At 44.3% G+C, this 309-nt stretch carries 1 pseudogene; it reads right to left on the reverse strand.

Features of this window, described 5'->3' with window-relative positions:
• Nucleotides 1-309, reverse strand: a pseudogene (locus ACFSKL_RS10635) (hypothetical protein); the annotation flags it as partial.

A 309-nucleotide genomic window follows, 5' to 3' on the forward strand; every position in this document is an offset into this window, starting at 1 on the left:
TTCAAAGAAATACTTTGCATGGAAATTTGAAATAGTCTCTGAGGGTGAAGAGATTCCCGCAAAACGGAAAAAGCCCCCATCACCTATCGGATAAACAAAAGCCTCGTCCCCTTTCTTTGCCACCACTCCATCTACATGGCTGAGGTCAGAAGTCTGTGTATGGGAACCACCTTTTTCAAAAAGCATCAATCCCCCATTTCCATCAGCCAACACGATCCCCTGTACAAACCGGCTTACCCCGGCAATACTTACATCACCAAACAAGTGGAAAGCATTTTGGTCATGCACATTGTCAAACAGCACATTTTT

The sequence above is a fragment of the Belliella marina genome (assembly GCF_042682445.1).
In the GTDB taxonomy this organism is placed as follows: Bacteria; Bacteroidota; Bacteroidia; order Cytophagales; family Cyclobacteriaceae; genus Belliella; species Belliella marina.